Genomic DNA, 25176 nt, shown 5'->3' on the forward strand with positions numbered 1-25176 from the left:
GATAACCGAAAATGAGATATTGATTCTAACAACACAAATTGTTAAAAGCACTTACGTTCCCTGTGAGTGCTTTTTTATTGATGATCGAGCTGGATCAGTGCATTGACACCTTTGGCGTGAGCGAGGAGATCAGGAAAGAAATCATCATAACATTCCTGCAGAAAAGGTTTATTGTTCAGGAATGCTTCGTAAACAGCGATGTCCGGTTCCAGATATTTGGCTTTATTCATCACATTCCGCATGCTGAATTTAATGCCCCAGTCTTCGCGGTAATTGTACAGCCAGTCATCCTGTTCCATCTTAGCCAGCATTAATTTAAAGTTTTCAGGAAGCCATTCTTCATGTTCGTTTAGAACTCTGTACACCCTTAACGAATGGGCTTTCCACTCAGCCAAAGAATGCAGGGAAAGATCAGTAGCCACAAAATAATCCATGGCAACATCTACAAAAGCACCGGCATAGAGTCTGACCAAAGGGGCAAATACTTTTTTAGCCTCATGAATAGCCGGGTGAGAATCTGTAAAAGTATCCACAGCTCTGTGCAGCGTAATACCATCCTGAATATCTTTCGGAAAAGAATAGCGGTCTTTATTGCGGATAAAATCTTCAAGAAACTGTCCTACGATCTGTCCGTCCGAAAAAGTAAGAAAAGAATGGGCTAAATAATTCATAAACGAATATAAAAATTTTTACCCAAAAAACCTCCATCCGTAAGGAACAGAGCATTCAGAAACTTTTAAGAATTCTGAAAATCTATAAGGATCAGCCGGCCTGTTCTTTTTTGAACTCGGAAGGTGTCATATCCGTCATTTTTTTGAAAATCGTATTAAAAGCTGTTTTGGAATTAAAACCCGATTCAAAGGCGATGCCTACCATAGATAATTTTTTGTACGAATCATCTGTGAGCATTTTCTTGGCGTGTTCTATTCTATATTTATTCACAAAATAAAAGAAGTTTTCATGAAAGCCGTTGTTCAGAAGATAAGACAGCTGATGCGCATTGATCTGAAGGAGATCCGACAGCTTAAGCAAATTCAGATCGCCGTCCAGATAAGGCTTTTCTAATTCCATTAAAGCATTTAATCTGAGTTTTAAACTTTCAAGTTCATGATCAGGAATCAGTTTTTTTCTTTCCGTTTCTTCCTCACTTTCCAGCTCGATAGCTAACAGTTCATCCCGCTGTTTTTTATTCACAGGATAAATTTCTTTCTGCCTCAATACATAATATAAAGTGCTGTAAACAATGAATAAAAATAAAAGATCCATCACCAGGTGCTGATGCATTTTATACACAAAAGCATTAAACAGCTCGTAACCCACCGTAATAATAATGGTGACAAAAAGGAGGAAACTCAGCTTGATCAGCCACTGAAGATCCATATTTTCAGTATTGGAAGAAATGGTTTCAATCCTTTTCTGATGTCTCCTGATTTTAAAATAAATAAGTGCGATATAAGGAAGATTGTGAGCGACATCTATAAGCAAAACGGCATTGTAAATTACCGGATGTTTATCAGAATTGAACAGTAAAATCCAATAGACCACCGGAACGATAAGACAGACCAGATCCCTCGTTTTAAAACGGTAATTGGGATTAATGAAAAACACAGCACTGAAAAACAGGAGAACTGGCGTGAATATCTGTATCGAATAGACTGAAGATGTCAACAAAGGCCCCGGAGGTAATCCGCAAAACTGTAAAACATTCAAAATCCAGTAGCTGGACCACAAAAGCAGAAACAGCCCGAAAAACAAGTTCGCTTTCCTGTTGACCCTCATCGGATTGATCAGTACCGTAAATGAAAGCAGGGTCAGACCTCCGTAGAGCAGGACAAGAACAAACTTTTGGATATTTTCAAGCTGCATGTAGAATGGTTTTAAAAGATCCGTTCGTGGAAATCCTCAATCTTGCTCACTTCCTCAATTTTAATTCCAAATTTTCTTTTCGGAATCTTGTTAAGGTTGGAGACAAATATTTTTTCATAGCCTAATTTTTCAGCTTCTGTAATTCTCTGTTCCACCTGTGCGATAGGACGAATCTCTCCGCTTAGCCCGATTTCACCTGCAAAACAGAAATGCTCGGAAATCGCAATATCTTCATTGGAAGAGAGGATAGAAGCCACCACGGCAAGATCCAACGCAGGATCATCCGTTTTAATTCCTCCCGTAATATTTAAAAAGACATCTTTCGCACCCAGCTGAAAACCTGCCCGTTTTTCCAGAACAGCTAACAGCATATTCAGTCTTTTGGCATCAAATCCTGTTGAACTTCTTTGCGGAGTTCCATAAACAGCGGTACTTACCAAAGCCTGGATTTCCAAAAGCATCGGTCGGTTTCCTTCTAAAGTTACCGCCACTGAATTTCCGGAAAGTTCTTCAAATTTCTTGGTGATCAGGATCTCAGAAGGGTTTCTGATCTCTTTTAAACCTTGTGAAACCATTTCATAAATTCCAATCTCGGAAGTAGATCCGAAACGGTTTTTATTGGCTCTGAGCAGTCTGAAAAGATGATTTCTGTCGCCATCGAAATTTAAAACCACGTCTACCATATGTTCCAGCACCTTCGGCCCGGCAATCTGCCCGTCTTTCGTGATATGGCCTACAAGGAAAACGGGGGTATTATTTTCTTTCGCGTATTTGATGATCTCATTGGAACATTCTCTAATTTGAGAAACTGTTCCCGGCGAGCTTTCAATCAGTTGGGATTGTAAAGTCTGAATGGAATCGATGATCATGAAATCCGGTTCCAGTTTTTTGGCTTCGTGAAGGATTTTTTCCAGCGACGTTTCCGTAAAAAGAAAACAGTTCGGGTTTTGAACATCCGTCAGTCTGTCTGCTCTCATCTTGATCTGCGAGGCACTTTCCTCTCCGGATACGTAGAACACTTTTTTCTTCATCTTTAAAGCCAGCTGAAGCAAAAGGGTAGATTTTCCGATTCCTGGTTCTCCACCGATCAACGTTACCGAACCCAATACAATACCACCTCCCAGAACACGGTTCAGTTCTTCGGAAGGCGTTTTTATTCTCGGTTCTTCGCTGGTCACCACTTCAATAATGTTGATGACATGCTGTTTTGATTTTGAAAAGGGTGGGGTTTTGGATGAGGTTTTCTCAACGACTTCCTCCACAAGGGTATTCCATTCTCCGCAGTTTTTGCATTGCCCCATCCATTGGGAGTATTGGGTTCCGCAGTTTTGACAGAAATATGCTGTTTTCAGTTTTGCCATACTGCGAAGTTAAAAAAAATGAATCTCCTTTCAGAATTTTAATTAATTTTCGGGCATGAAAAATATTCTGGTGAGAAGCCTGGTCCTATTTATTGTGATGAGTCTTCTTAATGCTCAGCTGGCAGATTGGACTGGCAGATTCTTTACGCAGTCTGGCGTTCAGTTTGGAATGCTTTCGGCTTCTATTATCGTGGCATCTTTAATCATTACTGTGATTGCCTGGGTAACGATATTATTATTCAGAAAGAGCTATGATACAATATGGAAAATGGCAGTTTTATTTGAAGTCCTTTATCTGTTGATGCTCCTGTTATCCGGAACTAATCCTTTTGCCTATTTTGCGGAGACATCAGATGTTCATCTTACGAATTTACTGTTGTACGTAAATTCAATAGGTATTTTTCTTTTGATTTGTCTTTTTGATTTAATTTATTCTAAAATAATTAGAACCAAAATTAAAAACTAACATACATCAAGATGAGAATGAGTGATATATCCTACCTTTACTTACTCAACTAAAAAAATAAGTTATAATGAAAAAAGTACTTTTATCTTTCGTATTCACGCTGTTAAGCGTTTTAAGTTTTGCACAGACGGAATGGGCTGTAGACCCGATGCACTCTTCAGTGAATTTCAATATCAAGCATATGGGAATCAACTTTGTACAGGGTAGATTTGATAAATTTGAAGGAAAAGTAACTGCAAACGCGGCCAATTTAGATAATGCCGTTTTTGCATTCGAAGTAGATGTAAACTCAATCAATACCGGAACGGATATGAGAGACAAGCACCTTAAAAGCGCAGACTTTTTTGATGTCGAAAAATATCCGGCGATGAGCTTTCACAGCAAATCAATCACTAAGGATAAAAATAATACATACATCCTGAAAGGTGCTTTGAAAATTAAAGAAACGGTAAAAGATGTGAGTATTCCGGTGACATTCGGTGGGGTGACTAAAAACCAGCAAGGGAAAGAAGTGATGGGCTTCCAGGCAAAATTAACAGTTAACCGTTTAGACTACGGAATTAAATACGATCCAACCGGTGCAGGCGTAGCTAAAGATGTAGACGTAAGCCTATATTTTGAACTGGTAAAACAATAATTTTATAGATAGTTTTGGTAAAAAAGGTTTTTCAAGTGATTGAAAAACCTTTTTTTATTAGCTTGTGGCTCGCGCAGATTCAGCTGATCAGGCAGATTTAACGTAAACATCTGCTCTATCTGCGTAATCTGAGCGAGATTATTTTTTAGTTTAAGAATTAATCTTCCCTGAAGAAACGGTGAAAATACCGTAATCATCAATCAGCATGTTTTCTTTACGAACCCCGCTGTGCTTCATGACTCTGTCCAGTTCCTTTTGCGAACGTCTTCTCATGACCCAGTCTTTGTTCTGATGATTATTCAAAACATAAGCGATCATTTTAAGTTGCGGATGCCACGGCTGTCCTGTGTAAACAACAAAAGAATTTTTTTCGGAAACGGAAGCCGCTCCTTTTATCGCTTTAGCTGCCATTTCATTATCTCCAAACAGTTCCAGGATTCCTGAAATAATGGTGATATTCGGTTCAAAGTTGATCTTTTTATAAGTTTCAGGATCAAAGCAGTCGAAGTTGGTAAAACGGATATTCTGATAATTTTTATCTTTGATTACCTGTTCCCCGATTTCAATATTAGCCATGACAAATTCATTGATAATGATTTCTGCTTCAGGATACTTTTCTTTAATATCGAATAGATAATTTCCAGTTCCACCGGCAATATCAAGAATTTTAATCTTTCGGCCTTCCTTTTTAAGACTTTGAATATTCTGCTCCAAAAGCTGAATCAAATGTTCTTTACGGATACGAATCCCTTTCCAGCCAATAGCATTCAAGTAATTTTTATCCATCATTTTCCCAAAACCTAATTTCCCTTTCGGCTGGTTCTGATAGACATAATGTAAGGAAGCTCCGGAATCAAAGCCGTGCTTCAGGCCGATAGCCATTCCGTTGCTTATTTTCCCGATATTATTAAGAGAGAACTTCTGGAATTTAAAATTCAGATTGTTCCCGACATTGTTCTGAAGATCTTCATATTCCTTTAACGAAAATCGGTCAGGATGTAGAGAAGCTGTTTTATGCGTTCTGTTGAAACATTTTTCTGCAAAATCGGCCACTTTATCGTAAACTTTCTCTTTTCCTGTATCAAACAGAATTCCATGGAAAAAGCCTGATAGGACTTCATATTTCTTTAAATCCGTATCAAGTTTATCATAAAATGTTTTCTGTTCTTTATTAAAAACCACATGATCTTTTTCTGCTGCCAGAATCAATGCTGGTGTATCAATGGCCTCAGCATCTTCTACCAGACGTTTTCCTGCTTTGGCAAGGTCGATAAGAAGTTCAGCGTCTATAGATCTGGTGATCAGAGGATCCGTATCATATGCTTTCTGCTGTTCCGGATCGTGGGTCAGCATTTTGGATTTTACATAGCTTTTAATAATCAGTCCTTTTTTAAGCTTTGTTCCCAGCGTGATCATTTCGTTAGCCAATGGAACAATCAGATTAATTTTAAAAGCAGGCGCCAGAAGTGCCATACCTGCGATATCCGGAGCAAAATCGTGAGCCCATGCCGAAGCTACAACACCTCCGATGCTGTTCGCTAAAACAAAAATATCTGATATGTTGACATCATATTTTGATCCCAAAAATTTTGAGAAAGAATCCAGATCCCTTACGTAATCCATGAATACAGAAGAGGTCTTGGTCTCTGTATGCCCGTGTCCGCGGAGATCAAAAGCGAAAATACTGTACTTCGAAAACTGGAGTGACTGGGTGATATCATTCAGTCTTTCCGAATGCTCATGACCACGGTGGATAATGATGATGCTTTTCTGTTGAGGCTGATAATTCCACTCGCGGTAGAACATACTACTGCCGTCAAAACTCTTAAAATGTCCGCTGTTCATAGTTTAAATTTTTTTCAAAAAATCCTTGAGATAAGGATGAATTACTGCATTTTTGTGAATGCCTGTCATGGTGTTTACTGCTTCATCTATGGGTAAAGATAGAATATTTTTCATTATTAAAATGCCTATTACAGAGCTTCTTGTAAAGCCCATCGTACAGTGAATGAATATTTTTCCATCCGTCGGAAGTGTTTTATACTTTTCTGTGATTTCTGTAACCAGTTTTTGGGTTGGTTCGATATCTAAAGTTCCGATATCCAGAAAAGGAATTGAATGGTAGGAAGATTTATTTTTTAAGTCAGATATTTCCTCCATTTCTGCTGAAAGATCATAGACTAAAGTATTTCTGCTGATCTCAAAATAATGCAGATCTTGACGACAGGGCCTTGATGAAATATAAATTCGGGGCGCAATTTCCAACGGTTTTTTATTCTTCCTTAAAAATTTCCAGAACGTCCAATAGACTATGAGATAAGGTGTATAAAAGATCGTTTTCCACCATGAAATATTTCCGTTTTTGTCTTTTAAAAAATGAATATTGTTCTTTTGATACTGATATCCGATGATGATGGCCATCACACCCGGCCACAATACAATCAGCCACAAATGCCCGAAAAACTGATACATGAGAATTGAAGCCGAAATCAAAATCCATCCAAAAAGAAAATAGAAATTGGCCACCTGGAAATTTCTGTACTGAAAATCATTTTTCCGGTAAGGGAAAACCATAAAACTGATATGCGCTAGAACCGTTCCCGAAAGAATATCAATGAAATGATGTTGGTAAGTTGTTAGCGTAGAAATTCCAAGCACAATAAGCCATAGCATTAAAAAGATGCGGAATTTTGTAAAGTTCCTGAAAACGCTCCAGAAAATAAAAGCATACGCAATATGAAGCGAAGGCGACTGGTTGAAAGGTGAATCAAATATTTTTAAAAACTGAAAAGAGTAGTCCAGAACAGAGCCGTCTGTCATTGGTTTGGGTAAAGAAAACTGTAACGGAAATACAATGAAACACAGACCCGCTGAAGCAGTCGTGAAAAGCATTCTTTTGGTCAAAACCGCAAGCTGTTCTTTATCGCGGCAGAAAAAGAATACCGCACAGAAAAAAATACCACTGGTCATATAGGGAATAATGCTCCACGGCAGAAACGGAATGTATTTTTCAAAATCAAACACAAAAGACGGAACTTTTTCAGCTCTTGACGTATACCATGCAGCAAAATTGTAAACCGTCGTGAATACAATCGCACAGAGAGCAAAAGCAAAGATTTGCTGTTTTAAGGTCGGTCGTCTTTCATCCATTGGGCTTTCCTGAACATAATCATATTTAATAAAAACGAAGGAAGTAAGGATAACGATTTCATCATCCATTTCATTTTTGTGGGGAAAATTACCAGTTTTTCCTGATTTTCAATCGCTTTGGAAATAATGTTGACAGCCGTTTCCACATCAGTAAGGAAAGGTTTCTTATGAAGATCATTATGATTGAGCTGTCTGAGTTTTTCAGTGTCTACATATCCGGGAGCGATGGCCGTTACAGAAATCCCGAACGGTTTTAGTGCCCGACGATAAGCATCCGAAATCTGAATCACCGACCGTTTTGTTTTGGTGTAAAGACTGGAATTTTCATAATCTAATATTCCTGAAACAGAAGCAATAACAGCGATGCTGCCTTTTTTCTGTCCTTTCATTGCTTTTCGGGCGACTTCAAAACAGTTGGCTGTTCCCAGAATATTGGTCTGAAGCATTTCTTCCGCCTCTTCATAGGGAATTTTTCCTGCTACATCTTCGGCATAGCTTCCCGCACAATTGATGAAAATATCAAGGGGTTTTCCATCGGTTTGAAAAGAACGGACTGCAGCAGCAATTGAATCCATATCACAAACGTCAGCCTGAAATAGTTTTAGATTTTCAAAAGTATTTTCGGGAAACTTTCCGGGATTTCGTCCACAGATTCCTACATCGTATCCTTTTTCAAGATAATGCCGGGCAAGAGCATAGCCAATACCGGAAGTTCCGCCTGCGATAAAAACAGTCATGAGAGGGTTGTGATTTGAATTTTATGTAAAAATAGATTTTAAAACTGAAAGTTGGATTTTTATCAACCACAAAAGGGGCAAAAGTTTTGAACACTTTAGTGATTTTAAGTGTAAAGATTGGTAGATAGAAGTTCATATAAGATTTTCAATATTCAATAGGAACGGGCTTTAGCCCGTTTAATGAAAATAATAGCAATATCATTCGGCTTTAGCCAAAATATACTTCATCATAAAAATCATCCACGAATAGATTTCATCGTCTGATCAAAACCGTACTGCCACTGCATTTCCATGTCTTCTGCAAATTGTTCATAGGTTTTCGGAAAAGAAAAATCAATCTCAAATTTTCCCCAATTGATTCCTTTTTTTAAATAATGTTCTTTTAAATCCTGCTTAATTCCCGTTGTGTCGATCTGGAAATCTGCTGAAATCTGTTCAATCTCTGAAAGTCTTTCGTTACCACTGAAACCAAGTACAGCCCGGACAAAAGCTTCTTCAACAGAACTGTATGCCTGCTTTTTTTCAATAATGATTTCTTCGGCAAGGTGGTGAGCCAGTTCAGCAGGAATAAGATCAATTGCTCCGCCAGCAAAATATTTCCCCTTAAGATAAACCGGTTCCACATAAAACATATCGGAAACGGAAATCCGGGTACTTTCGAGTAAAGAAAAATCAGTTTTTATCACTGGCATTGTTTCTACAGCACTGTTCATCATATTTTCAGAGGGGATGATGACCTGTTCATGATTTATTTTTTCTGCGGTCTTTGGATCCGTCAAAATAATTTTTCGATAAAGTTTCCTGCCGTTTCTTTCCTGTCCTGCTTCTTTTGGATCAAAAAGGATTTCGGAACCGATGATAACGGTTGGGATCTCTTTTGAAAACTGAACGTTTTTTAAGGAGGGAAAAACTTCTGTCAGATCTTGAGGCATTTCAACCAGATATCTGCTGAAAACATCTTCAAGGTAGGGTGCACTTCTTTTGTCCAGCATTTTTTTTAATGAAAAAAGCCCTATCTGAGACAGTTTTTTCTGCTTTGTCAAAACCGTACCGGATACAAACCTGAAATATTCTTCCGACTTTAAATACGCCTTTCGGGAAATAGTATCAGGAAAAGCATTGATCACTGTTGCCGCAAAGGCTCCACCACACGAAGCAATCATTACATCAGGCTTTATATCCATTTCTTCCAGGGCGGCATAAATTCCGAGATAAATCATGAGTCTGGTTCCGCCTCCTGAAAATAGAACAGCTCTTTTAAATTTTTCACTCATGATTTTAATTTTTTAAAAGGAGAGAAAGGATCCAGAAGAAAATAGGAGCATTGAAAATCAAACTGTCCATCCGGTCAAGAAGACCACCGTGTCCTGGAAGCAAGGTTCCTGTATCTTTTATTTCTGCTTTTCTTTTTAAATAAGACATCAATACATCGCCGAAAAATCCAAAAATACCAAGGATCATTCCTATAATTGTATTAACGAAAATATCTGTCTTTAGTAAGAAAAATCCTAAGAGGTTACTTAATATTACCGTAAGAAAAACACCGCCAATAAAGCCTTCTAAAGTTTTATTGGGACTTATTGTAGGCGTGATTTTATGTTTTCCGAAGAACTTACCCATCAGGTACTGAAAAACATCATTCAATTCAGTCACAACGACCACGAATATAATTGAATTTAATCCGGAAGAGGTTTCTCTGATGAATGATAAATGCGGAAAAGCAAACAGGCAGACCAATAAAGCAATGAAGACGCCGTAAAGTTGTTTCAAGGCTGTTTTTAAAAGAAGAAAATAAAGCAAAACGATAATGGTCAACGCAGAACTGAACATAAAATAGTTGTCAATAGTGATAAAATACAACAGAAAAAACTGTGCGGTTCCGACAAATAACGAAGGAAGAACACGGTTTGAATTGATCTTAAACAGTCTTAAAAACTCAAAGAAACACTGAAAACTGATCCATGAAACAAAAAGCTTCATAGCGAGAGGATGTGAGATTCCCAACGCAAAAACGATGATAATGTAAACCCATGTTTTTACCCTTAAAGGAACGTCTGCAAATTTATTTTCTTCAGGCTTCATGCAGTGATTTCTTTAATCTGATATACGTGCTGACCGTCAGCAGAACAATGATAAGGGCGAAAATGTATTTTGAAATCCCTGAAATATGTGCTCCGAAAAATACAGCCAATCCGTAGACTCCTAAGATCAGTGCGCGGTCGCTTTTACCCATCGGGCCATCGTAGCGGCGTTCTTTTCCAACGACTTTTCCTATCAGACCGGCAAATTCATTGATGATACTTAATATTATAAAGGTGACAATCAGGTATATACTTTCAGGCTGGAATTTAAGCAAAGGAAAAAAGATAATCACATCGGAAACAATGTCACCTACTTCATTTAAAACTTCACCCAATCTGCTGGTCTGGCTGAATTTTCTTGCCATCATGCCGTCCAGAGCATTCAAAGCCATTCTTATAAGCAATCCGATGGGAAGGCTTAAAAAGAACCATTTCGACAGATCTGCATTCCAGAATAATATGCCAATAATCACCGACAGTACTATGGAACTTACCGTGATCTGGTTGGCCGTCATATTTTTCCTGTGCAGGAATAATAAAACCGGGGTGAGCAGCTGCTGGAATTTTGGTTTTAATTTATATACCGAAATCATGATGGTTATCGCTTTTTGTCATTGTGTTTATCAAATATAGAATAAAATTTTTAAGCAGAATTTATAATTCATAGCGCAGGGTTTTTCCATTTTCAAAATTTAAAAAATTGCTTTGTGTTTCTTTTTCCCATAACTTTGCACAAACCTAATCTAATGAGTAAAAAGAATACAAAGTACATCTTTGTGACAGGAGGTGTAACTTCATCTTTGGGAAAAGGAATCGTGTCTGCTTCTCTGGGACTTTTGTTAAAATCACGCGGTTTTAACGTAACGATCCAAAAACTGGATCCTTATATCAACATCGACCCGGGAACACTGAATCCATATGAACACGGAGAATGCTATGTAACCGAAGATGGCGCAGAAACGGATCTGGATTTAGGCCACTACGAGCGTTATCTTGATGCTCCTACATCCCAAAACAACAACGTTACGACAGGGAAAATCTACCAAACAGTTATCGAAAAAGAAAGAAAAGGAGACTTCTTAGGGAAAACAGTTCAGGTAATTCCTCATATCACCAACGAGATTAAAAGAAGAATCAAAATGCTTTCCAAGCAGAACTACGATATCATCATCACTGAGATCGGAGGAACGGTAGGAGATATTGAATCTCTTCCATACATTGAAACTGTACGTCAGCTGAAATGGGAACTTGGTGAGAAAAATTCTATGGTGATCCACCTTACGCTGTTGCCTTATCTGGCTTCAAGCGGCGAATTGAAAACAAAACCTTCTCAGCATTCCGTTCGTCAGTTGATGGAAAGCGGAATCATGGCAGATGTTTTGGTTTGCAGAACAGAACACAATATTCCAAAAGATCAGAGAGCGAAATTAGCTCAGTTCTGTAATGTTTCTCTGGATAATGTTATTGAATGTAAAGATTTGGAAACGATCTATGAAGTTCCGATGTACCTTCAGAAACAAAATTTTGATGATGTAGTTTTAAAAGAACTGGATCTGAAAAATGATAAAGAAGCTGATCTGAAAGACTGGAAAACTTTCCTTAAAAAATTCAAAAACCCTAAAAGAACTGTAGAAATTGCCTTAGTAGGAAAATATATTTCTCTGCAGGATTCTTATATTTCTATTGCTGAAGCTTTCAAACATGCCGGTGCAAGTCTTGAAACGGAAGTAAAGGTGAGATGGGTATACAGTGGAGATATCACCGCTGAAAATATTAAAGAGACCTTAGGTGGTGTAGACGGAATCCTTATCGCTCCAGGTTTTGGCGATAGAGGAATTGAAGGAAAAGTACTTACGGCTCAATATGCAAGAGAGAATAAAGTTCCGATGTTGGGAATTTGTCTGGGAATGCAGATCATGACCATTGAATTTGCAAGAAACGTTCTTGGTCACTCAAAAGCTAACTCCATGGAATTTGATACTTCTACACCGGATCCTGTAATTTCTATCATGGAAGAGCAGAAGAATGTAGTAGACAAAGGAGGTACAATGCGTCTAGGAGCATGGAAGTGTTCACTGAAAAATGCTTCTAAGCTGTATGATATCTATGGAGCTAAAAATATTTCTGAAAGACACCGTCACCGTTATGAATTCAACAGTGATTATCTTCAGGAGTTTGAAAAGAACGGTTTCCTTGCAACAGGAACAAACCCTGAAACAGGATTGGTAGAGGCTCTTGAAATGCCAGATCACCCGTTCTATGTAGGGGTGCAGTATCACCCGGAATATAAAAGTACAGTAGCAACGCCGCATCCTCTGTTCAGAGCTTTTGTGAAGGCTTGCGAAAAGAAATAAGGTAATACTATACCATAAACGTCTTATCATAAACTCAGGCTGATTATTCTCAGCTTGAGTTTATTATATAGTAACATGGTAATGCATAGAGTTTTGATAAAAAAACAGTATTTTTGTCAGCTCAAAAAGTAGCATATTGTGATACTTGGGTTAAATTTAAAATTTTAATATAAAATAAAATGCAAGAAAACAAAGGAATCGATAAAAGTCAGATGATCAGTTTTGCGGTTTTATGTCTGGTTCTTTTCGGATTCATGTTCTATTTCCAGAACAAGCAGTCGAAAGAAGAGCAGGTAAAAGCTCAGGAGCAGAAAATCGAGCAGGTAAAAAATGCTGTAAAACAGACTCAGGCGAGTAATATCAATCCAAATGTAACTCCTAATGCCATTCAGACCGCCAGTTTGAACAACAAAGAGCTTAATGTGGAATTCTCAAGCTTAGGAGGACAGGTTTCTAAAGTACAGCTTTCGGAGTACAAAGCATATGATCATAAAACGGATAAGGCAGATCTTCCGCTTTATCTGATTGATAAAAAGAACTCCAACTACGGTTTTCAGTTTAAAGATAAAACCGGAAAAGTAATCAATACTAAAGACTTAGTTTTTACACCGGCTGTTAATGGGAATGCTGTAACTATGACGGCAGATCTTAATGGTGCGGTTATTCAGTTTATCTATACATTACTTCCAAAATATACATTAGATTTTAAAGTAAGAACAAAAGGGCTTGCCGCTGTTACTTCTGATAACAAAGCAGACTTTATCTGGGATTACAATGTAAGAAACTTAGAAAAGGGTAGAGCTCAGGAACAGTCTCACTCCGAATTCTCATACGCTTTCAATAATTATAAAGACTATGATTATGATGGAAGAACGGAAATGAGTGAAGAAAAAGAAACTCTTAACTGGATCGGTGTAAAGCAGCAGTTTTTCACTTCTGTAATTGAAGCTAAAAATGGTTTCACGAATAGTAAAGGAAATCAGGAAGCTATCGAAGAAGGTGAATATCTTAAGAAGCTTAATTTTGAAGGATTCGTACAGATGACAGGAAGTGAGCTTAATCAGGACTTTACCTGGTACTTTATGCCACTTGATTTACCATTGTTAAAATCTTATGACAAAAATTTTGACGAAATCTTACCATTAGGATGGTCATTTATCGGATGGATGAACCGTTACTTCTTTATGTGGCTGTACAGCCTTATTGCAGGTTGGGGATTGTCAGCTGGTTGGGTTATTTTTGCCATGACCATCATTGTGAAGTTGATCTTATCACCAATTATGTATAAACAGCACAAGCTAAGTGCGATGATGAAAGTGATTCGTCCTGAAATTGACGAAGTAAACGCGAAGCTGAAAGATGCAGACCCAATGAAGAAGCAGCAGGCTACCATGGAGATCTACCGAAAGGCGGGCGTGAATCAGATGGCGGGATGTCTTCCGGCATTGGTACAGATCCCAATCTTCTATGCCTTATTCCGTTTCTTCCCGAACTTTATTGATCTTAGAGGACAAGGATTCTGGTTTGCAAAAGATTTGACTGCTTATGATGATTTGATTAAACTACCATTTAAGATTCCTTTCTTAGGAGATCATTTAAGTGTTTTTGCAATAGCGTGTACGATTGTGATCTTAATCTATACTGTAATGACTTCAGGAAATATGCAGCAGCCTCAACAGGAGGGAATGCCAAACATGAAAGTGTTGATGTATATCTTCCCGATCACATTCCTGTTCTTCCTGAATACATCAGCTTCAGGTCTTTCTTGGTATTATTTTGTATCCAATGCGATTAACATTTTAATTATCCTGGTTATTAAATATGTGATACTGGATGAAAAGAAAATTCATGCACAGATCCAGGCGAATAAGGAAAAGCCAAAATCTGAAGGCAAGTTCCAGAAGAAAATGAGAGAGATGATGGAGAAAGCTCAGGATCAACAAAAGATTCAAGAGCAGCAGAAAAAAAAGAAATAAGAAATATCTATAATAGAAAAGAGAAGCAAATTTTGCTTCTCTTTTTTTTTTGCATTGAATTGTTATCGGTAAGTATTACTTCTGATTAATCATATTTCAGTCTGAAGGATTGTCTGTGGTGTTTCGTAGGGCCATGCTTTATGAGCGCTTGCTGATGGGCTTTAGTAGCATACCCGAAATTGGTATTCCAGCTGTATTCCGGATGTTCTTCGTGAAGTTCGATCATTAGCTTATCTCTGTAGTTTTTAGCAAGAATAGAAGCTGCCGCAATAGATAATACTTTTGAATCACCTTTTATAATACATTGGTGAGGAATGAAATTATAAGGATGAAATTTATTTCCATCTACTAAAATAAGTTCAGGTCTTATTGTTAATTGATCCAGTGCACGGTGCATAGCGTGGATACTCGCATTAAGAATATTGTGTTCATCTATAAACTCCGGAGGTAGTTCTGCAATGGCGTAATTTTTTACATTGTCTTTAATGTAGCTATCCAGATCCATTCTCGTTTTGAATGTTAACTTCTTTGAATCATTGACAAGATTTTGCTGAAAACTATCGTCTAAGATAACCGCTGCAGCAACCACAGGTCCGCTCAGGCATCCTCGCCCAACTTCATCACATCCAGCTTCAATATAAAGATCTGTCCATTTTTGCAATAAATCCATAAAATTATTTATACTATTTAGTAAATGAGATGTAAAAATAGTAAAAATTGCATTTTGAGGTGATGTGTATTTTTTTAATATATATGTCGAATTTAATAAACATATTGCTTCTTTTTAACACAATGGTTGTATAGTGTTAAATGGCGATAGTTTTGATTGTTTTTAAATAATGGCCTTTTTTATTAATATATTTCTAAGTATTTAACTTATTGTTGCTTTGTTGTTTGTTAAATTAAATATTTTTAACGAAATGTTTGGTGATTTTAAGAAAGTTTCACATATTTGCAATCATAAAAAAAAATAATCAATTTAAATATGAAGAAATTAACTACAAGTGTTTTAGTGGTAGTTCTGTCTTCGACTTTTGCTTTAGTAAGTGGTCAGAAGAAAGATACTGTTAAAACGACGGAGATTGGTGAGGTAATCATGACCGGAGCCATGAACAGAAAAATGAAGTTGGATGCTCAGACTTCAACGGCTGCCGTTATTGGGAAAGACAAGCTTGTTCAAGCTGGTGCTCCGAATGCTATTGCAGCTTTGGCAGGTAAAGTACCTGGTCTTACTATTAATAAAACAAGCAGCAGTGTTGATGGTACTTATGATATTAAAATCAGAGGTTCTAGAACATTAACAGGAAGTACTTCTCCATTGATTGTTATTGACGGTGTAATTTCTACGATGACAATTCTTCAGTCTTTACCGTCTGATGCTATAGAATCTACTACAACCCTATTAGGTCTGCAAGGAGCAGCTCTTTATGGGTCTCAAGGGGTTAACGGTGCCCTTATCGTAACTACTAAAAAAGGAAGTGGAAGCAGAAAGCCTAGAGTTAATTTCAACAGTAACGTTGAATTTGATAATGTTGCTTTTACACCAAAAAGACAACAAAAATACGGACAAGGTTGGTACGGGGATAGAATTCACGTAGAAAACGGTTCTTGGGGACCTGCGTATTCTGATCCTGCTTTTGCTGGTCAGAATGTAGCTATTGGGGTTCCTTTTTATGATGTGGACGGAGATGGAGTAATCTCAGTTAATCCAGACGGAGATGTTCCTACGGAAGATGCAGCTGCATCTGTATTCGCACCATTTGCGCCGAGAAAAAAAGATAATGCTAAGGAATTCTTCAGAACTGGTCTTAACCTTAATAATACATTAAGCATTACTGCAGGAAGCGAAGGTGCTTATGCAGGATTAACGATCAACCGTCAAGATAGAGAATTTATTGTTGCTGATGATAAGTTGAAGAAAACTTCAGTAATGTTAAATGGAGGTTTCAAAATTGGAAATCTTTCTCTAGATGGATCGGTAACTTATATCAACAGATCTGTTAACTCAACAGATCCTGCACTATATACAAACCTTCTTCAATCTGCTGCAGAGGTTCCTATCGTGGATTTCAGAAATAGCCCAAATCCTTATGCTTGGACTGTTTTCTATCAAAACCCTTACTGGACAATCCAAAATGTTAGAAATACATCTAAGGTTGATATCTTAAACGGAACTATTTCATTAGGTTATAAGATCAATGATCATATCTCCATTAACAATAACGGAACTGCTCAGATCACTTCAACCGACATATTGAACTATAACAACGGATATAATGCATCACAATCTGTTCCAACGATTGTGAAACCAGATGGTCTTCCTGCACCAAATTCAATTACTTCAACTTTGGCTCAGTCTAATGCGATCAATAGATATTTCTATAATGACTTGATGGCTAATTTTAATTATGACTTTACAAAAGACATTAATTTTAAATTGACATTAGGTTATAACGTACAGAGAACTGAAAGTAAGACTACATCAGTAGGAGGTAGCGGGATTAAAATTCCTGGTATTTATCAATACTGGAACCTTAGTAATCTAACTATTCCATATAACCTTAACAACAGAAGATTCACTGATAACAGATATGCATTCTTTGCTAATATGGATCTTTCATATAAAGATTATTTATTTGTAAATGCTACAGGAAGATACGAAAATTCTTCTAAACTTCTTCATTCTGATCAGACTCAGGATAGCAAGCCTAGCTACTTCTACTATTCTGGAGGGGTATCATTCATGCCTTTGAAAGCATTCAATGTTGAAAGCGAAGTGGTAAGCAGATTTGTAGTGAAAGGATCTCATACAAGAGTAGGAAATGACCCGGTAACTATCTTTGGTATTGAAGATACTGTTGTTTTAGGGCAAGGATATCCGTTTGGTTCAGCGGGACCTCTAAGTTTTGTAAACAATCAAAGACCTACAAATACTAATATCAGACCTGAAAAGATAACCAGTGATGAAGTAAGCTTAGGTTTAGGATTCCTTAAAAACAGAATTACCTTAGATGCGAGTTTTTATCTTCAAACGACTAAAGACCTTATCACTAACCAGACTACATCTTCAGCATCAGGTTTACAGCTTACAGCAGTTAACGTAGGTGATATTAGAAACAAGGGGATGGAGGTTAATTTAGGATTAACGCCAATAAAAGGGACTGACTTCTCTTGGGATTTAAACCTTGGATGGTCTATTAACAGAACGAAAGTAATTGAATTGGCTGATGGACAGGATGAAGTAAACCTTTCTACGGGAGGAATTGCTGGTATCTATGCCGTGAAAGGAGAAGATTTCCCTCAATTGAAGGCTACTGCCTATATGAGAGATGAGCAAGGAAGAATCATTATCAACCCTGACAACGGGAATCCTTATATTTCTAACAACTATGTGAGCTTTGGACGTGTTACACCTAACTATACATTAGCACTTAATACAAACTTCAAATATAAAAACTTTGGATTGTATGCAGTTCTTGATTACAGAAATGGTGGTAAAATCTATTCTGGAGCAATGGCAGGTCTGGCATTCAGTGGAAACCTGGAGCAGTCTGCAGATTTTGACAGAACTCAAGGTGGTTATGTTATTCCAAACTCTGTTTATATGAACTCAGCTGGACAGTATGTTGAAAATACTTCAATCAAATCTGGAGGAGAAAGTTATGGAGACTTGCCGGATTACTATGGAAGCGTATACTCAAGAGTTGGGGAAAACTTTATCTTAAGTGGTACTGCATTCAGAGTTAGAGAATTAGGTGTATCTTATGCATTAAGTGCAGATGCAGCTAGATCTATTGGATTGACTGGACTAAGCTTCAGTGTATATGCAAGAAACCCATTCTATAAATTTGCTAAAGAAAATAGAGGGTATGCAGATCCTGAAGGATCTTTCACAACAGGAAATATCCAGGGACTGACCAATGCAAATCAATATCCATCAACGAGAACAGTAGGATTCACTACTACAATTAATTTTTAAATAAATCATAATGAAAAAGATATTAATACCTATTTTAGGAATGACGACGCTGCTGTTTTTCAACTCGTGTAGTGATGATTTCCTGGATGTAAATAAAAATGTAAACGAAGCCTATACTAATCAGGTAACTCCTAAAGATAGACTGGGCGCTGCTGAGACTGTTGTATTCAGAACGCAGGGTAATACCATGAACAGATTCGGTAACCTGATGATGAATGCATGGGCAGGAAATATTTACTATTATGCCTCTCCTTACGGGGATGAGTTCAGAATGAGAGCAGATTCACAGTTCTATGACAATATCTGGGATAATCTTTATTTAGGAGTATCTAACCTGCAGGCGGTAATTGATGCACCGGAATCTGCAAAATATCCACACCACGTTGCTGTAGCTAAAGTGATGAAGGCTTATTATATGCAGATGATCGTTGACTTATACAATGATGTTCCTTATACTGAGGCGTTCAAAGGACAGGCTAATAAGAATCCTAAATATGATAAGGCTAAGGATGTTTATAAGGGACTTTTAGCGGAACTAAACCAAGCACTTGCCTTGATCCCACAGACTCCAAGTTCGTCTAATTATAATTTGGCTTTTGCTGAAGATCCAATCTTCCTAGGTTCTGGTACAACTCAGGATCTTGCTACATGGAGAACTTTCTGGACGCAAATGGCTAATACAGTGAAACTTAAAATGCTTGTTAGGCTTTCTAACTGTACAGATCCTGAGGTTATTACATGGAGAAATGCAGAACTTCTGGCTATGGCTCCATTGACTAGTAATCCAGCTAATTTTATTAGTGCAGATGTGAAGATCCAGCCAGGATTTAATCCAAATGCATTAGATCAGAGAAATCCTTTCTATGCAAATTTTGGAAGAATAGATATAGATGCGGGAGATATTGGTGCAGGTTTTAGACAAACATTTGCATCAGAGCATATCATTAATTCTCTAAAAGGATTAACAACTGAAACTTCAGGAGTATCAGATGGAAGAATTTCCAGATTATTTATTGGTAGAGGACTTGGAAGTCCAAGTAATGCTGCTGCTAATGTAATAGGACAACCTCAGGGAGGAACTAAACAATCAGGAAAGGCTGAAGGTGATTTTGCTACTTTAGGTTTATTCATGGCCTTTACTAATGGTTCTACTGGACCTAATACAAGTACGGCATTAGCTTCAAATCCAGGACTTGTGCTGACATTATCAGAAGTAAGATTCTTACAGGCTGAAGCTGCGGTTGTATATCCTACTACCATGGCGTTTAATGCTCAAACGAGTTTTAATCAAGGTATTACTGAGTCATTTGAAACATTTACTAGACCTGCCTCTGGTGCAGCTGCTAGTGCTGCGTATCTTACTGCGATAGCTGCAAAACCAGGAATGGGATGGGCTGCGACTGCTAATAAGATTCAAGCTATTCAGTACCAGAAATGGGTTGCATTAACAAATATCAACCCTACTGAGACGTACATCAGTTATACAAAAACTGGATTCCCTCAGTTACCGATGCCACAAGGAGCTTATTATTCATCAAGACCGAAGAGATTAATGTATCCTCAGTCTGAGTATATTTCCAATACGGCTAACGTGCCAAACCCAAGTATTGATGATATGTACAATATCAATGCTTATTCTCCATTCTGGTTGAAATAAGTAAGACAAATTTTAATATATTTTTATTACCGCCTTCGGGCGGTTTTTTTTGTTTTATGATTTTGCTAACGATTTTTGTGATTATGTGTTATAATTGTATATTATATGCATAGTTAGGGATATATTGACTTTATTCTATATGTATTTGAGAATCAATTTATTTCATCTTATTGTGAGTTTTTTTATAGAATGGGTGTCTTATGAAAAAAAATAATTAATGTTTTGGTTCTTTATTTTAAAAATTGTTAAAAATCATTATTTTGTGAATTAATTACTATTGTTTATTCTTTTTAGTTAATGATAACCGTTTATTTTTATAATTCCTTGTGTCTTTGGGAAAGTTTTACAAATTTGTACGGCTACAAAAATTAAAATTTATATGAAGAAATTAACAGCAAGTCTACTTGTTTTGGTGTTGTCTTCGTCTATCGCTGTTGCTCATGCCCAGCAAAAGAACGATACTGTAAAAACGAAGGAGATAGAGGGAGTGGTAGTTACCGCACTCGGAATTAAAAGAGAGAAAAAATCTTTGGGATATGCCTCGCAAGAAATTAAAGCAAGTGCACTCTCAGATGGAACTACTAATACAGGTAATATTGCCTCTCAGTTATCAGGTAAAGTAGCCGGGCTTAATGTGACAACAAACAATAACTTCGGAGGCTCGTCAAACTTATTGATAAGAGGTGTTAAATCATTAGGAGGAGGAAATCCTCTGATTGTTATTGATGGATCACCGGTAAACAATACCTATACCCAGGAAAAAAATGTAGATTATGGAAATGCTCTCTCTGATATTAATCAGGAAGACATCGAATCGATCAACGTTTTAAAAGGTGCAGCAGCATCTGCATTATATGGAGAAAGAGGTTTAAATGGAGTAATTGTTATCACAACGAAAAATGGAAAAGGAAAAGATGACGGATCTTGGGGAGTCACATTTTCATCTTCAATGCAGGTTGGTTTTATTGATAAATCTACTTTTCCGGAATACCAGACAAGTTATGGTGCCGGATATTCTCAAAAATTTGGAAGTCAGGCTGCTGATGGTTTAAATAATGCGAACTATGGCGCTGATGCATCTTGGGGGCCAAAATTTGATCCCAACTTAATGGTTTATCAATGGGATTCTTTTGACCCAACTTCTCCTAACTATAAAAAAGCAACGCCTTGGGTAGCTGCTAAAAATGGACCGATTAAGTTTTTTAATAATCCTACAACATATACCAATAGCATAACTCTTGAAAAAGGGCAAAAAGGAAAGAATATTAGTTTTACTTATGATAATATGATGTCTGATGGTTTGGTACCCAACTCGCACATCAATAAGAATAACTTCTCTTTAAAGGTTAATTACGATCTGACTCCTAAATTGCATTCTTCTTTCTATTCTACACTGACTTTACAGGAAACTAAGGGAAGAGGTATTACAGGATACTCCAACAATATCGCAACAGGTTTCAGACAATGGTGGCAAACCAATGTAGATCTTAATGATTTGGAAAGAGCTTATCTTGCTAATATTGATCCTTCTGTAGCCAGTGCAGCTAATAATTTTGGAAACGTTACCTGGAGTAGGAAATCTGCAGCTAATGGAGCACCTGCTTATTGGAATAATCCGTATTTCCAGGCCTATCAAAACTATACATCTGATAGAAGATTTAGAAATTTCACATATGGACAGGTAACCTACGATCTATTTGATAAAGTCTCTGTTACCGGAAAAATATCTTATGACAGATCCAATCTTATGGCTGAAAACAGATTAGCTGTTGGAGCTCTGCCACAAGCTTTTGGACAATCAAATAATTCTGTTGGTTCAGGTTATGCAAGACGTGATCTGTTAAGAACAGAAACCAACTATGATTTAATGGTGAATTATAAATTTGATATAACAGATGATATTAACGTTTCCGGAGTCCTTGGAGGAAATATACGCAGGAATTATTTAAATTCTGTTTATGCTTCAACGGAAGGAGGACTTGTCGTTGCGGGAATCTACGCGTTATCAAATTCTAAAAAGTCACCTTTAGCATCGGATGAAAATGAATCCACTACACAGACAAATTCCGGATATGTGACTGCTTCATTTGATTTCTTTAAAAAATTCTATGTAGATGGAACGTGGAGGGTAGATCAAAGTTCAACATTGCCAGCAGGAAATAATGTTTATAATTATCCTTCTGTAACAGGATCATTAATAATGTCCGAAATTATTGATACCAAAAGCTGGATGAATTTCTGGAAACTAAGAGCGAACTATGCTGAAGTAGGCGGTACGGCAGATCCTTATCAGTTAGTTAATAATTATAGATCTGCAGGGATTTTATCTGGTGTAGGGATCTACAATCCAATTTTAAATCAGTCTAATCCGGGTCTAAGGCCTCAAAGATCTAAAGAATTTGAAGTAGGAACTGAAGTTCATTTCTTAAAAGACAGGATCACACTTGATTTTGCCTATTATAAAACAAAAACAGTTGATCAGATTATTACTCTTCCGGTTTCTTCGGGAGCAGGCTACTTAGGTAAAGTTGTTAATGCTGGTAGAATTGATAATACCGGATACGAAGTGCAACTTGGCCTGGTACCTATCAAATCGAAAGATTTTACATGGAATATTGATGTCAACTGGTCTAAAAATAAAAATAAAGTTATCGAACTTTATCCGGGTATCACGAACTTATTGTTAAACAGTTTTACCGGAGGTGTATCTTTAAATGCCAGAGTAGGAGAAGCTTGGGGAACGTTAGTTGGCGCTGATTATACCTATTTAAATGGTGAAAAGGTTATTAATCCGGCTACGGGTAAATATTTACAGAATGGTAATCAGATTATCGGTAATACAACTCCAGATTGGATTGGAGGAATAAGAAACAGTATGAGCTATAAAGGATTCTCATTGAGTTTCTTAATTGATATGCGTAAAGGCGGAGATATTTTCTCAACTGATATGTATTATGGCTTGTCTTCAGGTTTATACAAAGAAACTGCTGAAGGATCTTATAGAGATCAAAATGTTGTCCTTCCAGGTGTTCTCCCTAATGGTTCTCCAAATAATATTCCATTATCGCAGTTTGACAATGGAAGCAGTTACGGGTATAAAACTCAGCCTTCGAGAGAGTTTGTTTATGACGGTTCATATATTAAGCTAAGAGAAGCGAGTATTGGATACATGCTTCCTAAATCTTTATTAGCGGGAACAAAAATTTATGATGCCAAAATTTCGATTGTTGGAAGAAATTTATGGATTATTCATAAAAACCTGCCATATGCTGATCCTGAAGCTGTGGTTGGAGGAGGACTCAACTCTTATGGTTGGTCTATTGGTTCGATGCCAACTACAAGAGATGTGGGTGTCAATGTAACATTTAAATTCTAATTACGTTAAAAATGAAAAATATTATAAAAATAAGTTTAGTGTCTGTATGCATGGGTTTAGGTTTAAGTTCATGTCAAAGTGATTTAACCTCCCTTAATGATGACCCTAAACATCCATCAGTTCTGCCTTCTGAAAATTTATTAGCGACGGCTTTATACCAGTCATCGTATTATATGGATAATCCCAATGTAAATTTTAATAACTACAGGTTCTTTACGCAACAATGGGCTGAAACTCAATATCCGGATGAAACTCAATATAACTTGATTACCCGAAATCAACCTAGAAATCATTTTAATAGAATGTATGTTTATAGTATTAATAACCTTAGACAGGCAAAAGTTAATCTGAAAAATGAAGTTGAAACTGAAGATATTAGAACAAATAAATTGGCAACGTTAGAAATTGAAGAAATTTTTATTTGGGAAAATATAGTTGATACTTATGGGGATGTTCCTTACTCTGAGGCTTTTAAACCTGATGAGATTTTAAGCCCAAAATATGATGACGCGAAAGGTATTTATGTAGATTTAATTAAAAGAATCGACAATGTTATCGCAACTATAAAACCATCTGTTAAAGGATATGCTCCAATTGGGGGAGAATATTCTGGAGATCTGGTTTATTCGGGTGATATGACAAAATGGATTAAATTGGCCAACTCCGTAAAACTAAGGTTAGGAATGAATTTAGCTGATGTTGATCCTGTGCTATCAAAAGCCACTGTTGAATCAGCAATCTCAGGTGGAGTTATTTCTTCTGATGCAGAGGCTTATAAATTTAAGTATGACGGGAATACATTTTCAAATCCAGTTTTTGACAACCTAGTGGCCTCGAATAGAAATGACTTTTTACCTAGTGAATTGGTTGTGAATACCATGAAAAATTTATCAGATCCAAGAATGGATGTATGGTTTACAAAAGTTGCAGGAGCTTATAAAGGTGGTGTTTTTGGAGAATTAAATGATCCTTATACTAATTTTTCACAATTAGGTCCTTACTTTAGATCTGCAACCAGTTCTTCAAACCTATTGAGTTACTCGGAGGTAGTCTTTCTTAAGGCTGAAGCAGCTGCCAGAAATTATTCTGCTGGCGACACAGCTGCAAATCTTTATGCAGCAGCAGTTACTGCTTCAATGAATGAAAATGGAGTAAGTGCAGCTAATACAATGACTTATTTAGCTGGTAATCCATATGATGCGGTTAACTGGAAAAAATCTATCGGTGTTCAGGCTTGGATAGCCTTGTTTAACAGAGGGTTTGCCAGTTGGAATTTCACAAGACGTTTAGATAACCCAATTCTTGTTAATCCTCCAAAGTCCAACCTATCATCTGTGCCATACAGAATGCCTTATTCTGATCAGGAATATGTGCTAAATGGAACAAATGTTAATGCTGCTGCCAGTAAAATAGGTGGTGATAAAGCAACGACAAAGTTATTCTGGGATAAATTCTAGAAGAATATTATTTACATTAAAGGTCATTTTCACGATTTGTGAAAATGACCTTTTTTTTGTTTTTACATCTGAAAAGATT

18 protein-coding genes are annotated in these 25176 nt (G+C 37.0%); 8 read left to right on the forward strand and 10 right to left on the reverse strand.

Translation table 11 applies throughout. The features are described from left to right. Nucleotides 1-74: 74 nt before the first annotated feature. From BUA72_RS01570 to radA, 3 genes are all read right to left on the reverse strand, one after another. A complete protein-coding gene (locus tag BUA72_RS01570; RefSeq protein ID WP_072921529.1) occupies nucleotides 75-671 on the reverse strand; it encodes an acyl carrier protein phosphodiesterase in 597 nt (198 codons plus the stop codon). Nucleotides 672-762: 91 nt separating this feature from the next. Beyond that, nucleotides 763-1866, reverse strand: coding sequence for a helix-turn-helix domain-containing protein (locus BUA72_RS01575; RefSeq protein WP_072921531.1), 1104 nt, complete (start codon nucleotides 1864-1866; stop codon nucleotides 763-765). A gap of 11 nt (nucleotides 1867-1877) precedes the next feature. After that, nucleotides 1878-3227: a DNA repair protein RadA gene (gene radA / locus BUA72_RS01580; protein WP_072921532.1), complete on the reverse strand. Its 1350-nt coding sequence runs from the start codon at nucleotides 3225-3227 to the stop codon at nucleotides 1878-1880. Nucleotides 3228-3282: 55 nt separating this feature from the next. On the opposite strand from radA, the gene BUA72_RS01585 reads away from it, so the two are divergent. After that, the gene (locus BUA72_RS01585) at nucleotides 3283-3693 is read left to right on the forward strand and encodes a hypothetical protein (protein ID WP_072921533.1); all 411 of its coding nucleotides are present in this window, start codon (nucleotides 3283-3285) and stop codon (nucleotides 3691-3693) included. A 67-nt stretch (nucleotides 3694-3760) separates the two neighbouring features. Continuing rightward, the gene (locus BUA72_RS01590; protein ID WP_072921534.1) at nucleotides 3761-4330 is read left to right on the forward strand and encodes a YceI family protein; all 570 of its coding nucleotides are present in this window, start codon (nucleotides 3761-3763) and stop codon (nucleotides 4328-4330) included. Between the two features lie 150 nt (nucleotides 4331-4480). On the opposite strand, the gene BUA72_RS01595 is transcribed toward BUA72_RS01590, so the two are convergent. From BUA72_RS01595 to BUA72_RS01620, 6 genes are all read right to left on the reverse strand, one after another. Beyond that, nucleotides 4481-6175, reverse strand: coding sequence for a bifunctional alpha/beta hydrolase/class I SAM-dependent methyltransferase (locus tag BUA72_RS01595; RefSeq protein WP_072921535.1), 1695 nt, complete (start codon nucleotides 6173-6175; stop codon nucleotides 4481-4483). Nucleotides 6176-6178: 3 nt separating this feature from the next. Continuing rightward, complete coding sequence (locus BUA72_RS01600; protein WP_139259469.1) at nucleotides 6179-7549, reverse strand: phosphatase PAP2 family protein; 1371 nt, start codon at nucleotides 7547-7549, stop codon at nucleotides 6179-6181. Further along, nucleotides 7456-8217, reverse strand: a complete 762-nt coding sequence (locus BUA72_RS01605; RefSeq protein ID WP_072921537.1) for an SDR family NAD(P)-dependent oxidoreductase — start codon at nucleotides 8215-8217, stop codon at nucleotides 7456-7458. The genes BUA72_RS01600 and BUA72_RS01605 overlap by 94 nt, the downstream gene beginning before the upstream one ends. 236 nt (nucleotides 8218-8453) lie before the next feature. Continuing rightward, nucleotides 8454-9491, reverse strand: a complete 1038-nt coding sequence (locus BUA72_RS01610; RefSeq protein ID WP_072921538.1) for a patatin-like phospholipase family protein — start codon at nucleotides 9489-9491, stop codon at nucleotides 8454-8456. Between the two features lie 4 nt (nucleotides 9492-9495). Then, a complete protein-coding gene (locus BUA72_RS01615; protein ID WP_072921539.1) occupies nucleotides 9496-10299 on the reverse strand; it encodes a phosphatidate cytidylyltransferase in 804 nt (267 codons plus the stop codon). Beyond that, nucleotides 10289-10891 (reverse strand): CDP-alcohol phosphatidyltransferase family protein, encoded by a 603-nt coding sequence (locus BUA72_RS01620; RefSeq protein ID WP_072921540.1) that lies wholly within the window; start codon nucleotides 10889-10891, stop codon nucleotides 10289-10291. The genes BUA72_RS01615 and BUA72_RS01620 overlap by 11 nt, the downstream gene beginning before the upstream one ends. A 153-nt stretch (nucleotides 10892-11044) precedes the next feature. Here BUA72_RS01620 and BUA72_RS01625 point away from each other — a divergent pair, with 153 nt between their 5' ends. Beyond that, nucleotides 11045-12652, forward strand: coding sequence for a CTP synthase (locus BUA72_RS01625; protein ID WP_034723566.1), 1608 nt, complete (start codon nucleotides 11045-11047; stop codon nucleotides 12650-12652). 179 nt (nucleotides 12653-12831) lie between these two features. Further along, entirely contained in the window at nucleotides 12832-14628 is a 1797-nt protein-coding gene (yidC, locus tag BUA72_RS01630; protein WP_072921541.1) for a membrane protein insertase YidC, read from the forward strand. An 85-nt stretch (nucleotides 14629-14713) separates the two neighbouring features. Here yidC and BUA72_RS01635 read toward each other — a convergent pair whose 3' ends face one another. After that, nucleotides 14714-15298 (reverse strand): ribonuclease HII, encoded by a 585-nt coding sequence (locus BUA72_RS01635; protein ID WP_047452418.1) that lies wholly within the window; start codon nucleotides 15296-15298, stop codon nucleotides 14714-14716. 315 nt (nucleotides 15299-15613) lie between these two features. Here BUA72_RS01635 and BUA72_RS01640 point away from each other — a divergent pair, with 315 nt between their 5' ends. The 4 genes from BUA72_RS01640 to BUA72_RS01655 all read left to right on the forward strand — a co-directional run bounded on the left by BUA72_RS01640 (nucleotide 15614) and on the right by BUA72_RS01655 (nucleotide 25097). Beyond that, on the forward strand, nucleotides 15614-18607 hold the full coding sequence (locus BUA72_RS01640; RefSeq protein WP_072921542.1) for a SusC/RagA family TonB-linked outer membrane protein: 2994 nt from the start codon (nucleotides 15614-15616) through the stop codon (nucleotides 18605-18607). 10 nt (nucleotides 18608-18617) lie between these two features. Further along, nucleotides 18618-20264 carry a SusD/RagB family nutrient-binding outer membrane lipoprotein gene (locus BUA72_RS01645; protein ID WP_072921543.1) on the forward strand — a complete coding sequence of 549 codons (1647 nt, stop codon included), beginning with the start codon at nucleotides 18618-18620 and terminating at the stop codon, nucleotides 20262-20264. Nucleotides 20265-20643: 379 nt separating this feature from the next. Beyond that, nucleotides 20644-23640, forward strand: coding sequence for a SusC/RagA family TonB-linked outer membrane protein (locus BUA72_RS01650; protein ID WP_047452413.1), 2997 nt, complete (start codon nucleotides 20644-20646; stop codon nucleotides 23638-23640). Between the two features lie 11 nt (nucleotides 23641-23651). Then, on the forward strand, nucleotides 23652-25097 hold the full coding sequence (locus tag BUA72_RS01655; RefSeq protein ID WP_072921545.1) for a SusD/RagB family nutrient-binding outer membrane lipoprotein: 1446 nt from the start codon (nucleotides 23652-23654) through the stop codon (nucleotides 25095-25097). Nucleotides 25098-25176 lie beyond the last annotated feature (79 nt).

Origin of the sequence: Chryseobacterium sp. OV279, assembly GCF_900128945.1 — a bacterium.
GTDB lineage: Bacteria > Bacteroidota > Bacteroidia > Flavobacteriales > Weeksellaceae > Chryseobacterium.

Excerpts from the sequence above, each read along its gene's own strand:
- BUA72_RS01570 (WP_072921529.1), bottom strand. The coding sequence starts at position 671 with ATGAATTATTTAGCCCATTCTTTTCTTACTTTTTCGGACGGACAGATC.
- BUA72_RS01575 (WP_072921531.1), bottom strand. The coding sequence starts at position 1,866 with ATGCAGCTTGAAAATATCCAAAAGTTTGTTCTTGTCCTGCTCTACGGA.
- radA (WP_072921532.1), bottom strand. The coding sequence starts at position 3,227 with ATGGCAAAACTGAAAACAGCATATTTCTGTCAAAACTGCGGAACCCAA.
- BUA72_RS01585 (WP_072921533.1), top strand. The coding sequence starts at position 3,283 with ATGAAAAATATTCTGGTGAGAAGCCTGGTCCTATTTATTGTGATGAGT.
- BUA72_RS01590 (WP_072921534.1), top strand. The coding sequence starts at position 3,761 with ATGAAAAAAGTACTTTTATCTTTCGTATTCACGCTGTTAAGCGTTTTA.
- BUA72_RS01595 (WP_072921535.1), bottom strand. The coding sequence starts at position 6,175 with ATGAACAGCGGACATTTTAAGAGTTTTGACGGCAGTAGTATGTTCTAC.
- BUA72_RS01600 (WP_139259469.1), bottom strand. The coding sequence starts at position 7,549 with ATGGATGATGAAATCGTTATCCTTACTTCCTTCGTTTTTATTAAATAT.
- BUA72_RS01605 (WP_072921537.1), bottom strand. The coding sequence starts at position 8,217 with ATGACTGTTTTTATCGCAGGCGGAACTTCCGGTATTGGCTATGCTCTT.
- BUA72_RS01610 (WP_072921538.1), bottom strand. The coding sequence starts at position 9,491 with ATGAGTGAAAAATTTAAAAGAGCTGTTCTATTTTCAGGAGGCGGAACC.
- BUA72_RS01615 (WP_072921539.1), bottom strand. The coding sequence starts at position 10,299 with ATGAAGCCTGAAGAAAATAAATTTGCAGACGTTCCTTTAAGGGTAAAA.
- BUA72_RS01620 (WP_072921540.1), bottom strand. The coding sequence starts at position 10,891 with ATGATTTCGGTATATAAATTAAAACCAAAATTCCAGCAGCTGCTCACC.
- BUA72_RS01625 (WP_034723566.1), top strand. The coding sequence starts at position 11,045 with ATGAGTAAAAAGAATACAAAGTACATCTTTGTGACAGGAGGTGTAACT.
- yidC (WP_072921541.1), top strand. The coding sequence starts at position 12,832 with ATGCAAGAAAACAAAGGAATCGATAAAAGTCAGATGATCAGTTTTGCG.
- BUA72_RS01635 (WP_047452418.1), bottom strand. The coding sequence starts at position 15,298 with ATGGATTTATTGCAAAAATGGACAGATCTTTATATTGAAGCTGGATGT.
- BUA72_RS01640 (WP_072921542.1), top strand. The coding sequence starts at position 15,614 with ATGAAGAAATTAACTACAAGTGTTTTAGTGGTAGTTCTGTCTTCGACT.
- BUA72_RS01645 (WP_072921543.1), top strand. The coding sequence starts at position 18,618 with ATGAAAAAGATATTAATACCTATTTTAGGAATGACGACGCTGCTGTTT.
- BUA72_RS01650 (WP_047452413.1), top strand. The coding sequence starts at position 20,644 with ATGAAGAAATTAACAGCAAGTCTACTTGTTTTGGTGTTGTCTTCGTCT.
- BUA72_RS01655 (WP_072921545.1), top strand. The coding sequence starts at position 23,652 with ATGAAAAATATTATAAAAATAAGTTTAGTGTCTGTATGCATGGGTTTA.